Here is a 13,047-nt window from a genome sequence, read left to right as displayed (position 1 = left end):
GGCCCCTACGGGCACTGGTCAAGCACGGAAGGACCGAAGGGTTCGCGGCCATCCTGGCCGTGCGGCCGCTGGACGAAGGCCGGACCATGCTGTCGGGTCAATAGTTGTGTAGTGCGCTGCTACGTGTCGGGCTTGCAGAGCCGGCCGGGATGCGTCGCGCGCGGTCGACGACACTGCCTGAGGAACATCACATGGATCTCCAAGCGAGCGGGCCGCCGGACGATTCCCCGGCCGCGCGGGCGTGGCGTCAGCAGGCCATCACCTGGCGCAACCGAGTCATGCTTCTGCTCGACCATCTGTCGCTGCCGATCGCATTCTGCGATTCCGACGGCGTCATCCTCCTGGCGAACCCGGCGATGGCCGCGGAATGGGGAATGCTGTCGGGGCAGATGCAGGGGCGAAACGCCTTGGACTTCTTCCACCCCCGTACACCCGACCGGCTCCATCCCATCGCGGAAGCGGTCCGGTTGCGCCGCAGGTCCCGATACCCGGTCGAGGTGACCTGGACCACCGCGGACGGCACCGAGCGGTACGGCGAGATCGACGTGGACCCGGTCAGCGACACTCCCGGAGCCACGCCGGTACTGATGCTGCTGCTGCGGATCGGGGGCGATCACACACACGGCAACGCCGGAGACGGGGTCGAGCGCCCTCACGTCAACGAGGTCGAGGCGCGGATCCTCGCCGGGGCGGCGGCCGGCGACACGACCGCGCGGATCGCCAAGGCGGTCGGCCTGACCGTGGACGGAGTCAACTACCACCTGACGCAGTTGTCCCAGCGCTGGGGCGTACGAGGCAAAGCGTCGCTTGTGGCACGGGCCTATGTGACGGGCGTGCTGGACCCCAAGGCCTGGCCGCCGACCGTTGCCGGTACCGAGTGACTGTCCAGGCGTCCATCCGCCTGTTGGGCAAGGCCCTTTGAGGTTGTTCACTCGGCCACACGTCGGGTGATCAGCTCCAGCAGGCTCAGTACGGCCGCGTCGGCGTCCGGGTGATGGACGGCGACCAGGGAGGTCTCCAGGTAGGGCGACGTCCCGCGCAGGGAGACGAAGGCGACTTCGGGAACATGAAAGTCGCGGAGGGCTTCGGGTAGAAGACTGACGCACAACCCGGATGCGACATAGCTGAACAGGCCGGTCAGGTCGTCGGAGACAGCGCGACTGCGAGGGGTGAACCCCGCTTCTCGGCAGGCGAGTTGAACCTGATGAGCCAGAGCCGGCAATACGGTGGCGTCCGGCAGGACGAAGTCTTCGTCGCGTAGGTCGCCCAGGCTCACCTCGTCGGCTTCGGCCAGCGGATGGTGGCGTGGCAGCGCCGCGGCCATGCGCTCGACCGCGAAGTTCCGGCTGACGAGGTCGGCCGAAAGCCGGGAGGGGTCACGAAGGAACGCCAGGTCGAGTGTGCCGGCGCGGACCATCTCGGTGAGGGCGGCCGCGGGCTCCTGGTGCAGATGTACGCGCAGACCAGGCAGTTCCTCGGCCGCCGCCCGGAGGAGTCCGGGGAGGTAGTGGTGGCTGAGGACACTCACGTACCCCACGCGTACATCGCCCTCCAGGCCGCTCGCGACACGCCTGACCCGCTCGATGGCCGCGGACTGGGAATCGAGGAGGCGCTGCGCGTCCGTGACGAACACCTCGCCGGCCGCTGTCAGAGCGACACCCCCCGGACCACGCTCGAACAGTCGGACCCCCAGACCACGCTCGAGACGTTGGATCGACTGACTCAGCGGCGGCTGACTCATGCCGAGACGCTCGGCCGCGCGACCGAAATGCTTCTCGCCGGCCACCACCAGGAACTGCTCCAGCAGCCGTTTTGTCAGCTGAATATCTTCCAGCATATCGCTCATGAGCACACCATATATTGGACGGACAGGGGTGGAGAGGTGTCCACTGGGGCTTGGGCGTTCACCTGAACCAAAAGGCGCCCTTCCCCCCAGAAACATCCGATGTGGGAGAGGTCCGCGAGATTTCCGCGGCCGGCCATCCACCCCGCCGATGGCCCTCTCCCTGGAGGTCCCTATGCACAAGCAGGATGTCGCCCGGCTCTTCACCACCCCGGTGGACTCCCCGGCCTACGCACCCACCCGGTACCGGTTCACCAATCGCGAGTACCTCAACATCTACTACCGCACCGACCTCGAGGCACTCCGCCGTCTGGTCCCCGAGCCGCTGACGGTCACCGACCCGGTGGTCCGCTTCGAGGTCATGCGGATGCCCGACACCACCGGGCTGGGCGACTACACCGAGGCCGGCCAGCTCGTCTCCGTGGAGCACGAGGGCGAGAAGGGCGAGTTCAACCTCGCGATGTACGTCGACAGCGTCCCGGCGATCTCGAGTGGCCGCGAGTACAGCGCGTACCCGAAGAAGTTCGGTGCCCCCTCCCTCTACGTCGACTCCGACACCCTGGTCGGCACGCTCGACTACGGCACGCTGCGCGTGGCCACCGCGACCATGGGCTACAAGCACCACGCCATGGACCTGGACGAGGCCCGCGCGGAGGTCTGCTCCCCCACCTTCATGGTCAAGACGGTCCCGAACTACGACGGCACGCCCCGTATCTGTGAGCTGGTCCGCACGCAGATCACCGATGTCACCGTCAAGAGCGCCCACACCGCTCCGGCCCGTCTCCAGCTGTTCGCCCATGTGATGGCGCCGCTCGCCGACCTGCCGGTCCTGGAGGTCGTGGGCGCCAGCCACATCGTCACCGACCTGAGCCTCAACATGGTCGAGCCGGTCTACGACTACCTCGCCGCCTGAGCCGACGCGGCAACTCGGTCTTCCCCCTCGACACCCGTGGAAGACGCATGCGCACCCTCTTTACGAAGGATTCGAAATCATGAGTCACATTTCCGAGCCTGTGTCGGCTCAGTACAAGCGTGCCGCGATCATCGGCGGCGGCGTGATCGGCATCTCCTGGGCCGGTCTCTTCCTCGCCCGCGGTATCGACGTCGTCATCAACGACCCTCGTGAGGACATCGAGGACCTGGTCCTCGCAGGCCTGGACGAAATCGCTCCCGCCCTAGCCGAACTCGGGCTCCCCACCGAGAGCCTCAGCGCTGGGCTCTCCTTCGAGGCCGACCTGGCCAAGGCCGTCGCCGATGTCGACATCGTCCAGGAGAACGGCCCCGAGCGCCTGGAACTCAAGCAGCAGATCTGGCAGACCATCGAGCAGAACGCGCCCGCGCACGCGTTGCTGGCCACCTCCACGTCCACCATCCCGGCGACTGCCATCGCCGAGGCGATGCAGCAGCCCGAACGACTCATCGTGGGCCACCCCTTCAACCCGCCGCACCTGGTGCCGCTGGTGGAGATCGTGCCCGGCAAGCAGACCTCCGAGGCCACCGTCCAGCAGGCGAACGCGTTCTACGCCGCGCTCGGCAAGAAGCCGCAGGTCCTGCACAAGGAGATCCCCGGCTTCGTCGCCAACCGCCTGCAGTCCGCGATCTTCCGCGAGTGCGTGTACCTCGTCGCGCAGGGCGTGGTGACGGAGCAGGAGCTCGACGACATCGTCACCTCCTCCATCGGCATGCGCTGGGCCGTCGCCGGCCCCTTCCGCACCTTCCACCTCGGTGGCGGCCCGGCTGGTCTGCCCCACTTCATCGAACACCTCGGCCGCACCATGGAAGCCAGCATGTGGCCCGCCCTGGGCAACCCCACCTTCGACGACGCCACCGTCGCCCTTCTCACCGAGCAGGCCGACGAGGCCTTCGGCAACGGGACCGTCGAGGAACTCGCCGCCGAGCGCGACCGCGCGCAGATCGCGCTCATGCGCGCCCTGGGCGAGACCCCGGACGCAGGCAACACCCGCGCCTGATCACACCCCGAACCTCACCACACGTAAGAGAAACAAAGTCATGAACCTCACTGACAAGATCAAGAAGGCCATCGACAAGCCGGCCACCGACGACGCGTTCGACGTCCACGCCGAGACCAACGAGGTGCTCGCGGGCATCGGCCTGAAGCCGGGCGACACCGGCGGCGACATCACGTTCGAGGGTGCCGACCCGGTCGTACCCAGCACCCTGCGTCTCGGTGCGGCCTCCGGCATCGCGCTGGTCGCCAAGTCCGCCGCGATCGCCGCCCTGTGGAAGGACCGCACCGGACGCGGCCAGGACATCCACATGGACCTGCGTGTCGGCCCGCACCGCCTGTGTCCCTTCTACGAGCAGAAGTGGGAGCTCCTCAACGGCTACGTCGGCGGCACCCCGTCCCTGCAGAACCAGGCGTTCGTCAACTCCTTCTACCGCACCGCCGACGACCGTTGGATGATGCCGTTCAACATCTACCCGAACATCAGGGTCGCCGCGCAGCGGCTGCTCGGGGTGGGCGAGGTCCCCGAGCACGTCGCGGCCTCGATCTCGAAGTGGAACGCCCGGGAGCTGGAGCAGGCCGGTGCTGAGGCCGGATGCGTGATGCCGATGGTGCGCACGCCCAGTGAGATCCTGGAGGAGGAGCAGTACAAGCAGGTCCTGTCCAAGCTGCCGCTGGTGGAGATCACCCGCGTCGGTGACAGCGACCCCGAGCCGCTGCCCGCCAACCCCGTCGCCCCGTTCGACGGCGTGCGCGCCCTGGGCATGGGCCACATCATCGCCGGTGCCGGCGCCGGCCGTGCCATGGCCCTGCACGGCGCCGACGTGCTGAACCTGTGGCGGCCCTACGAGCTGGAGCACGACGTCACCTACCTCACGACGAGCGTCGGCGTGCGCTCCGCCACGGTGAGCCCGTACACGCAGGAGGGCCTGGCCCGCATCCACGAGCTCCAGGCAGGCGCCGACGTCTTCTACGCCAACCGCCGCCCGGGCTTCCTGGACCGCATCGGTATGTCCGAGGAGGAGGCCATCGCCCGCCGCCCTGGCCTGATCTACGCCACGGTGTCGCTGAACGGCCAGACCGGTCCGTGGAAGAACTACCTCGGCTTCGACCAGACCGCGGGCGCGCTCACCGGCCTGCTGCACCTGGAGGGCGACGGCGACACGCCGGCCCTGCCGCCCATCACCGTCGTCAACGACTACCTGGTCTCCTGGTTCATGACGGCGGGCATCGCCGAGGCACTGCGCCGCCGGGCGGTGGACGGCGGCAGCTACCGCGTCCACGTCTCCCTGTCCCGCGTCGCACTGTGGATCCTGTCGTTGGGCATCTTCGACAAGTCGTACGCCGAGCAGGTCGCGGGCACCGGCGAACTGCACGCCTACCCGGACCCCGAGGTCTTCACCGCCGAGACCCCGCTCGGCCACTACCAGGGCATCACCGACCAGGTGAAGATGTCGGACACGCCCGGCGCCTACCGGCAGATCCTCGTCCCGCGCGGCTCCCAGCGCCCGGAATGGCTGCCCACCGCCTGATCCTCCGTCCGGCAGCCTTCCCGCCCGCGCACACCCCCTGACGGGCCGACCGGGCCGGGCCGCCCACACCGCCACCACTGTGCCCGGCCCTGGCAACGGAGCCGGACACGGTGGTTTCCGCGACTGCCCGAGGGAGCATCTCGCTCTCCCGTCGGCACCGCCTTCTTACGCATCCACGGAAAGGAGCCGCCCTTCCATGGCCACTCCGACCACTGCACATCCTGAAAAAGAACACGTACGAATACACCACGCTGCCCCGAGCCGGCGCTCCACCATCATCCGCGTGGCCGTCCATCTGATCGGTCCGGTGCTGGTGTGCCTGGGGCTGGGCCTGACCTACATCAGCGCCTTTCACCACCCGGAGCCCAACGACCTGCGGGTGGCGGTCGTGGGCACGTCGCCCAAGACCAAGGTCATGGCTCAGACCATCAAGGACAAGGGCGGGGACCACCTCGACGTCGTCACCGTGCCCACCCGGCATGCCGCCAAGGCACGTCTGATGGACCGCGACATCGTCGGCGCGTTGGTCCCGTCCTCGTCCCACCCCGAGCTTCTGGTGGCCAAGGCCGACTCGAACGCCACCGCGAATGCGACCGTCGCCGTCTTTCAGACCGTCACCGACAAGCAGCACGTGCCCCTGAAGGTCACCGACGTCGCCCCGCCCGCCGAGGAGGACCCCAACGGCGGCGGCCTGTTCTTCCTGCTGATCGCCCTCACCGTCTCCTCGTACATCAGTGTGCTCACGATGGCCCCTGCGGCAGGCATGCTCGGCATGCACGTCCGCGCGGCACTCGGCCTGGGAGTCTCGCTCGCCATCAGCGGGATCGGGATCCTTCTCGCCGGCCCCGTCTTCGACGTCGTCGACCACTCCCAGGCGTCCGTCTGGGCCGTGTGCCTGCTCTACAGCGCCGGTGTCGTGGCCGTCGGTCTCGGACTGCAGACCTTCCTCAAACAGCTGACCCCGCTGGTGCTGATGGGCCTGTTCGTCATGCTCAACCTGACCAGCGCCGGCGGCCTCATGGGACCGCAGTTGCAGAACGGCTTCTACGGAGCGCTGCACTCCTTCTGGAACGGCGCCGGATTCGTCGAGGGCGCGCGCAGCATCCTCTACTTCGACGACAACGGTCTCAGCTCCCACCTCCTCACCCTGTGGCTGTGGCTGGCCGCCGGGGTCGCCCTGATGCTGCTGGCCGCCCTCGTCGAGAGGCGTCGCAAGCCGCTTCCCCAGCCCGTTCCCCAGTCCGCCGAGGTCTCTGCAGTCAGGGAGCCGTACCAGGAAGGCGGGCCGACCAGTGACAACCGATCTGTCGTTCTCGCTGAGTGACATTTTTTCGGGCAGAGATTGTGAATGTGTTCACGTTCACAAGGTGGTGTTCCGATGAATCTGGCTCTGGCGCCGGAGACCGTCGCACGCTGGCAGTTCGGCATCACCACCGTCTACCACTTTCTCTTCGTCCCGCTGACGATCAGTCTGGCGGCGATCACCGCAGGGCTGGAGACGGCCTGGGTGCGCACGGGGAAGGAGAAGTACTTCCACGCCACGAAGTTCTGGGGAAAGCTCTTCCTGATCAACATCGCGATGGGCGTCGTCACCGGCATCGTCCAGGAGTTCCAGTTCGGCATGAACTGGTCCGACTACTCGCGGTTCGTCGGTGACGTCTTCGGTGCCCCGCTGGCGATGGAGGCGCTGATCGCCTTCTTCTTCGAGTCCACGTTCATCGGCCTGTGGATCTTCGGCTGGGACAAGCTGCCCAAGCGGCTGCACTGCGCCTGCATCTGGATCGTCTCGCTCGGGACCGTGCTCTCCGGGTACTTCATCCTGGCGGCCAACTCCTGGATGCAGCACCCGGTCGGCTACAAGATCGACGAAAAGACGGGCAAGGCGCACCTCACCGACGTCTGGGAAGCCCTGACCCAGCACACCACGCTGGTCGTGGCCGCCCACACCCTCACCGCGGCCTTCCTGACCGGCGCCGCCTTCATGATCGGCATCTCCTGCTTCCATCTGTGGCGGGCCAAGCGTGCCCAGGACGCGGGTGAACTGCCGGACGCCAAGCGGTCCAAGCAGATCTCGGCGATGCGGACGTCGCTGCGGGTCGGTCTGGTCCTCGCGGTGATCTCGGGCCTCGGCACCGCCCTGAGCGGCGACGAGTTGGGCCAGGTGATGTTCGAACAGCAGCCGATGAAGATGGCCTCCGCGGAAGCCCTGTGGGACACCCGGAGCCCGGCGCCCTTCTCCGCGTTCGCGGTCGGCGACGTCGGCCAGGGCCGCAACAGCGTCGAGATGGAGATCCCCGGGCTGCTCTCCTTCCTCGCCCACCACAACTTCCACGAGGCCGTGCCCGGCATCAACGACATCGCCGCGCACGAGGCCAAGCTGTACGGCGGCGTCCCGCGCGACTACATGCCCAACATCTTCATGACGTTCTGGGCCTTCCGGTTGATGATCACGTTCGGGATGGCGTCCTTCGCCTTCGGCCTTGCCGGGCTGTGGCTCACCCGTCAACGGCGTTGGCTGGCGCCGCGGTCGCGTACCGACGGCGACCAGGTGCCGCGTCTGATGCTCACGGCCGAGCGCGAGCTGAATCCCTTCCTGACCAATTGGTTCTGGCGGCTGGGCGTCCTCACGATGGGCTTCCCGCTGATCGCGAACTCTTTCGGCTGGATCTTCACCGAGATGGGCCGTCAGCCCTGGGTCGTCAACGGCCTCATGAAGACCGCCGACGGCGTGTCCCCCGGCGTCAGCACGGCCCAAGTGGTCACGTCCATGAGCGTGTTCACCGCCCTGTACGCGGTGCTCGCCGTGGTGGAGGTCCGGCTCATGGCCAAGTACGCCAAGGCCGGACCCGACGTCGCCGAGGTCCCGCCGACCCAGGATCCGAGTCTTCGGCCCCGGAGCGGCCCCGGCCCGGACTCCGCCGAGGACGCCGAGTCCGACAAGCCTCTGTCCTTCGCCTACTGACCTACCGAAAGGAGACACGCAGTCATGCGCCTTCACGACCTCTGGTTCGTACTGATCGCCTTCCTGTGGGTCGGCTACTTCTTCCTCGAGGGATTCGACTTCGGCATCGGCGTCCTGACCGGGACGCTGGCGAAGAACCGCACCGAACGCCGGGTCCTGATCAACACCATCGGCCCGGTCTGGGACGGCAACGAGGTCTGGCTGCTGTCGGCCGTCGGCGGCACCTTCGCCGCCTTCCCCGACTGGTACGCCACCCTGCTCAGCGGCTTCTACCTGCTCATCCTGCTCATCCTGGTCTGCCTCATCGTGCGCGGCGTCGCCTTCGAGTACCGCCACAAGCGCAGCGAGGAACGCTGGCAGCGCAACTGGGAACACGCCATCTTCTGGTGCTCCCTGATCCCCGCGTTCGTCTGGGGAGTCGTCTTCGCGAACCTGGTTCGCGGCGTGCCCATCGACGCGGACAAGAACTACGCCGGTGACCTGGGCGACCTCCTGAACCCCTACGGCCTGCTGGGCGGCGCCTTCACCCTGGTCCTGTTCACCTTCCACGGCGCGGTGTTCGCCACCCTGAAGACCCTCGGCAGCATCCGTGAACGGGCCCGGAAGCAGGCCCGCGCCCTGGGCCCGGCCGCACTGGCACTGGCCCTCGGCTTCCTCGTCCGGACCCAGGCCGACCACGGGGACGACCGCAGCGCGGCCACCGTGGTGGTCGCCGGTCTCGCCCTGGCCGCGGCGCTCGTGATGAATGCGCGCGGCCGGGAGGGCTGGGCCTTCGCCCTGTCCGGTACGAGCGTGGCAGCCTCGTTCGCCGCGCTGTTCCTCGCCCTCTTCCCCGACGTCATGCCCTCCACCCTCAGGCCCTCGTGGAGCCTGACCGTGGACAACGCGGCGTCCGGCCACTACACGCTGACGATCATGACCTGGGTCGCGCTCGCCGTGACACCCCTCGTCATGGCCTACCAGACCTTCACCTACTGGGTGTTCCGCCGACGCATCGGCGTCCAGCACATCCCCGGCGCCACGCGCCCGCAGCAGACGGCCTCTCCCGGCCATCTGCCTGCCCACGACCCGTACGGCGCGAAGGCGCCTGCCGACTCTTCCCCGAAAGGACTCACCATGTCCCCCTCCCACGCCGCCAAGCCCCCCAGGATCCTGATAGTCGGCGGTGGTTACGCCGGCCTGTACACCGCGCTGCGCGTCCTGAAGAAGCTGCGCAGGAACGAGGCCACGGTCACGGTCGTCGACCCCCGCTCCTACATGACCTACCTGCCCTTCCTCCCAGAAGCCGCCGGCGGCAACGTCGCCGACCGCAACCTCGTCGCCCCGCTGCGCCCCACGCTTAAGAAGGCCGAGGTGATCACCGGGCACGTGGTCGCCGTCGACCACACCCGCAAGAGCGCCACCGTCATTCCCGCGGCCGGCGACGAGTACGAGCTGGATTTCGACTACCTGGTCGTGGCCACCGGCTCCGTCTCGCGTACGTTCCCCATCCCCGGCCTCGCCGAGCACGCCATCGGTCTGAAGACCGTCGAGGAGGCCGTCTCCCTGCGCAACCACGTGCTGTGGCAGCTCGACAAGGCCGACTCCACCACGGACCCGGAGGTCCGCCGCAAGTCCCTGACCTTCGTCTTCGTCGGCGGTGGCTTCGCCGGAGTGGAAGCCGTCGGCGAGATCGAGGACATGGCCCGCGCCGCGGCCGAGAACTACCGCAACGTCAGCCGTGACGACATGCGCTTCCTCCTCGTCGAGGCCGCGAACCGCATCCTGCCCGAGATGGGACCCGACCTGGGGGTGTGGACGAAGCAGAAGCTGGAGGAGCGCGGCATCGAGGTCTATCTCGAGACCTCGATGGAATCCTGCGTGGACCGGCAGGTGATCCTGAAGAACGGCGTCGAGACCCCCGCCTCCACCATCGTGTGGACGGCCGGCGTCAAGCCGAGCCCGCTGCTCGCCGACTTCGGCCTTCCTCTCGGCCCCCGCGGCCACATCGACACCGCCGCCACCCTGCAGGTGCAGGGCTTCGACCACGTCTGGTCGGCCGGTGACAACGCGCAGGTGCCCGACCTGGCCGTGGGCGACGGCGCCTGGTGCCCGCCCAACGCCCAGCACGCCTACCGCCAGGCCAAGGTCCTCGGCGACAACATCATCGCCCGCCTCCGCGGCCGGCGGCAGAAGGAGTACAAGCACGCCAACCTCGGCGCGGTCGCCAGCATCGGCCTGCACAAGGGCGTGGCCATCATGTTCGGCAAGATCAAGCTCAAGGGCCGCCCCGCCTGGTGGTTCCACCGCCTCTACCACGGCGCCATGATGCCCACCCCCAACCGCAAGATCCGCGTCTTCCTCGACTGGACCCTCGCCATGTTCCTGCGCCGCGAGACCGTCGGCCTGCCCGAGATGGCACACCCCCGGGAAGCCTTCGTCGACGCAGCCCTCGTCGAACCCAAGCTGCGGCGGAGCGGCAGCGAAACGGGGCGCCTGTCGCTCGCGGGCGGCAGCGACCGTGACGTCGCGGTCTGAACCAGACACAGCGGCGCCGAGCCATCCACACGGTATGTCCGGGTGGATGGCTCGGCGCCGTACCGGCCCAAGATGACGGTGACCGTCAGGGCGTGGGGTCGGCCGGTGTGCTCAGTACGTGGAGCAGGTGGGGCATGAGGTGCTCGATACGAGGCGAGGGGCCGTGGATCAACTGCTGAGCGGTGAGGCCCTCGAACAGGGCGATGAGCAGGCGCGCCAAGTCCTCGGCCGGGATGGCGGGCTGCGCTCCGCCCCGGGCGAGCGCCGACGTCAGCACGTCGGTCAGCCCCTGGGTGAGCCGGTCCTCATGGACGGCCAGTTGCTCGGCGACGACCGGATTGCGGGCCGCGTGCAGGGTGAACTCCATGGAGACCAGGAACCACTGGCGCTCCTGCGGCGTGCGTCCGGCGATGCGTTCGCGCAGTTGGACGAGCGGGTGCTTGCCCGGTTCGGCGGTGGCCTTTTCGAGGTCGGCCAGCATGCGGTCGGTGTGTACGTCGTACAGGGCGAGGAAGAGCTCTTCCTTGTCACGGTAGTTGGAGTAGAAGGCACCCCTGGTCAGACCCGCGCGTTCGACGATGTCGCTGATCGAGGTGGCGTGGAAGCCCTTCTCCGTGAACAGGGCCCAGGCGCTCTCGGTGAGGGCCGCGCGGGTCAGAGGCCGGCGCTTGGTCGGTGACTTCGGCACGTCGAGGGGCCCTTTCGTGGGGGTGCAAAGCGGCTGGGCGTGGCCTCGGTCAGCGTAAGCGACCGCGGCCACGCCCAGGAGCCGTCCGTGATCAGTCTGCGGGACGGTAGTCGTCGTAGAAGCCGCGCCCGGTCTTGACACCCAGGTTCCCGGCGTCGACGTAGCGATGCAGCAGTTCGCGGGGACCGGTGGGCAGGTTCGGGTTCTTCGCCGCGTAGTGGTCCTCGATGGCCAGGACGACGTCCAGGCCGACCTGGTCCATGGCGCGGAACGGGCCGCCCTTCATCCCGGTGTTGACGGCCCACATCGCGTCGACGTCCTGCGGGGTGGAGACACCTTCGGCGACCACGGAGAGGGCCTCGCGCTTGATGGCCGCCCAGATGCGGTTGAAGATGAAACCGGTGCTCTCACGGCGGGCCTCGAAGGGGAAGACACCGTAGTGCGGCAGTTCCCGCAGGAGCAGGTCGAGGACGGCGCGGTCGGTGTGGCCGCACGACATCAGGTCCACCGCGTTCTGCTTGGGCGGCATGTAGAAGTGCATGTTGAGCACGCGCTCGGGACGCGTGACGTGGTCGATGAACTCGCTGGTCGGGTACGACGAGGAGTTGCTCGCCAGGATCGCGTCGGCGTCCGCCATCTTGTCCAGGTCACCGAAGATCTGCTTCTTCAGGTCCAGGCGCTCGGGCACCGCCTCGACCACCAGCCAGGCGCGGGCCAGGGCCTCGGCGAGGTCCGTGGTAGCGGTCACTGCGCCCGGCGTCCCGCCTTCGACGCCGGCGGCGACCTCGGCCACGTTCTGCTCGACGTAGGCGCAGGCGTCCTGCCCGGCCTGAGCGGCGGGGTCGTAGATGCGGACCTGGCCGCCGCGGGTGGCGAACATCAGGGCCATACGACGACCGAGGGTGCCGGCGCCGAGGATGGCGATCGGGCGGGTGGCTGGGTCCGTGGGGGGCGTGAAGGCCATGATCATCTTCTTCCGGCTCTGCGGAGGTGGTGCCGCGGAGGGCGCGCGGGGCGGCCCCGACGTGCGGACCACCATCCGGATACACCATGTATCTGATACAGACTGTATCCGATGCCGGTCCCATCCGTCGGCTCGGCGTGCGGCCCCCCTCTCCGGTCGGCAGTACGGTGGCGCGTTGCAGCGCACGGTGTGCGGTTGGTCGCGGGCGCCGTATTCCCGAGTCGGCCACTCTCCGATTTCCAAGAACCGCGCATTGACGAACACCCCTGAATTACCCAGGAACCCCGTAAATCCTTCCCCTACACTCCCTGATATTCCACCGATCCCCGAATCGGGAGTGACCGCTGCGGTCACACCGTTGTTAGCGACTCGATAATTCCACTCGCGCCGATTCACCCATAACGTTTTCAGGGTCAGAAGCACAGCGCGAAAGGACGCAGCAATGGCAAACGCAGACACGTCCGGACCACAGGCCGGGGTGCCGCTTACGACGGAGGCCGGTGCTCCGGTAGCCGACAACCAGAACAGCGAGACCGCGGGTGTCGGCGGCCCGGTGCTCGTCCAGGACCAGCTGC

General features: G+C 68.0%; 10 protein-coding genes and 1 pseudogene. 8 read left to right on the top strand and 3 right to left on the bottom strand.

Annotated features, from left to right (window positions below; genetic code table 11):
• The first annotated feature begins 191 nt into the window (after positions 1 to 191).
• Positions 192 to 881 (top strand): PAS domain-containing protein, encoded by a 690-nt coding sequence (locus tag ABZ910_RS33655; RefSeq protein WP_361372765.1) that lies wholly within the window; start codon positions 192 to 194, stop codon positions 879 to 881.
• 47 nt (positions 882 to 928) lie between these two features.
• Here ABZ910_RS33655 and ABZ910_RS33650 read toward each other — a convergent pair whose 3' ends face one another.
• The gene (locus ABZ910_RS33650; RefSeq protein ID WP_361372763.1) at positions 929 to 1,846 is read right to left on the bottom strand and encodes a LysR substrate-binding domain-containing protein; all 918 of its coding nucleotides are present in this window, start codon (positions 1,844 to 1,846) and stop codon (positions 929 to 931) included.
• 172 nt (positions 1,847 to 2,018) lie between these two features.
• On the opposite strand from ABZ910_RS33650, the gene ABZ910_RS33645 reads away from it, so the two are divergent.
• The 7 genes and pseudogenes from ABZ910_RS33645 to ABZ910_RS33615 all read left to right on the top strand — a co-directional run bounded on the left by ABZ910_RS33645 (position 2,019) and on the right by ABZ910_RS33615 (position 10,820).
• A complete protein-coding gene (locus ABZ910_RS33645) occupies positions 2,019 to 2,756 on the top strand; it encodes an acetoacetate decarboxylase (protein WP_361372761.1) in 738 nt (245 codons plus the stop codon).
• Positions 2,757 to 2,835: 79 nt separating this feature from the next.
• Positions 2,836 to 3,813 (top strand): 3-hydroxyacyl-CoA dehydrogenase NAD-binding domain-containing protein, encoded by a 978-nt coding sequence (locus ABZ910_RS33640; protein ID WP_361372759.1) that lies wholly within the window; start codon positions 2,836 to 2,838, stop codon positions 3,811 to 3,813.
• Between the two features lie 40 nt (positions 3,814 to 3,853).
• Positions 3,854 to 5,341, top strand: coding sequence for a CoA transferase (locus ABZ910_RS33635; protein ID WP_361372757.1), 1,488 nt, complete (start codon positions 3,854 to 3,856; stop codon positions 5,339 to 5,341).
• A 283-nt stretch (positions 5,342 to 5,624) separates the two neighbouring features.
• Complete coding sequence (locus ABZ910_RS33630) at positions 5,625 to 6,665, top strand: hypothetical protein (protein WP_361372755.1); 1,041 nt, start codon at positions 5,625 to 5,627, stop codon at positions 6,663 to 6,665.
• A 54-nt stretch (positions 6,666 to 6,719) separates the two neighbouring features.
• On the top strand, positions 6,720 to 8,303 hold the full coding sequence (locus ABZ910_RS33625; protein ID WP_361372753.1) for a cytochrome ubiquinol oxidase subunit I: 1,584 nt from the start codon (positions 6,720 to 6,722) through the stop codon (positions 8,301 to 8,303).
• Positions 8,304 to 8,327: 24 nt separating this feature from the next.
• Positions 8,328 to 9,275, top strand: a pseudogene (gene cydB / locus ABZ910_RS33620) (cytochrome d ubiquinol oxidase subunit II); the annotation flags it as partial.
• 144 nt (positions 9,276 to 9,419) lie between these two features.
• Positions 9,420 to 10,820, top strand: coding sequence for an NAD(P)/FAD-dependent oxidoreductase (locus ABZ910_RS33615; protein WP_361372801.1), 1,401 nt, complete (start codon positions 9,420 to 9,422; stop codon positions 10,818 to 10,820).
• Between the two features lie 85 nt (positions 10,821 to 10,905).
• Here the strand turns inward: ABZ910_RS33615 and ABZ910_RS33610 are convergent, their stop codons facing one another.
• Together ABZ910_RS33610 and ABZ910_RS33605 are read right to left on the bottom strand one after the other, a co-directional pair.
• Positions 10,906 to 11,508, bottom strand: a complete 603-nt coding sequence (locus ABZ910_RS33610; RefSeq protein WP_361372751.1) for a TetR/AcrR family transcriptional regulator — start codon at positions 11,506 to 11,508, stop codon at positions 10,906 to 10,908.
• A 91-nt stretch (positions 11,509 to 11,599) separates the two neighbouring features.
• On the bottom strand, positions 11,600 to 12,472 hold the full coding sequence (locus ABZ910_RS33605) for a 3-hydroxyacyl-CoA dehydrogenase family protein (protein WP_361372749.1): 873 nt from the start codon (positions 12,470 to 12,472) through the stop codon (positions 11,600 to 11,602).
• Between the last annotated feature and the right edge of the window lie 575 nt (positions 12,473 to 13,047).

This window comes from Streptomyces sp. NPDC046805 (assembly GCF_040645355.1).
In the GTDB taxonomy this organism is placed as follows: domain Bacteria; phylum Actinomycetota; class Actinomycetes; order Streptomycetales; family Streptomycetaceae; genus Streptomyces.
This window is presented reverse-complemented; position numbering and strand designations above follow the sequence as displayed.

Excerpts from the sequence above, each read along its gene's own strand:
- ABZ910_RS33655 (WP_361372765.1), top strand. The coding sequence starts at position 192 with ATGGATCTCCAAGCGAGCGGGCCGCCGGACGATTCCCCGGCCGCGCGG.
- ABZ910_RS33650 (WP_361372763.1), bottom strand. The coding sequence starts at position 1,846 with ATGAGCGATATGCTGGAAGATATTCAGCTGACAAAACGGCTGCTGGAG.
- ABZ910_RS33645 (WP_361372761.1), top strand. The coding sequence starts at position 2,019 with ATGCACAAGCAGGATGTCGCCCGGCTCTTCACCACCCCGGTGGACTCC.
- ABZ910_RS33640 (WP_361372759.1), top strand. The coding sequence starts at position 2,836 with ATGAGTCACATTTCCGAGCCTGTGTCGGCTCAGTACAAGCGTGCCGCG.
- ABZ910_RS33635 (WP_361372757.1), top strand. The coding sequence starts at position 3,854 with ATGAACCTCACTGACAAGATCAAGAAGGCCATCGACAAGCCGGCCACC.
- ABZ910_RS33625 (WP_361372753.1), top strand. The coding sequence starts at position 6,720 with ATGAATCTGGCTCTGGCGCCGGAGACCGTCGCACGCTGGCAGTTCGGC.
- ABZ910_RS33615 (WP_361372801.1), top strand. The coding sequence starts at position 9,420 with ATGTCCCCCTCCCACGCCGCCAAGCCCCCCAGGATCCTGATAGTCGGC.
- ABZ910_RS33605 (WP_361372749.1), bottom strand. The coding sequence starts at position 12,472 with ATGGCCTTCACGCCCCCCACGGACCCAGCCACCCGCCCGATCGCCATC.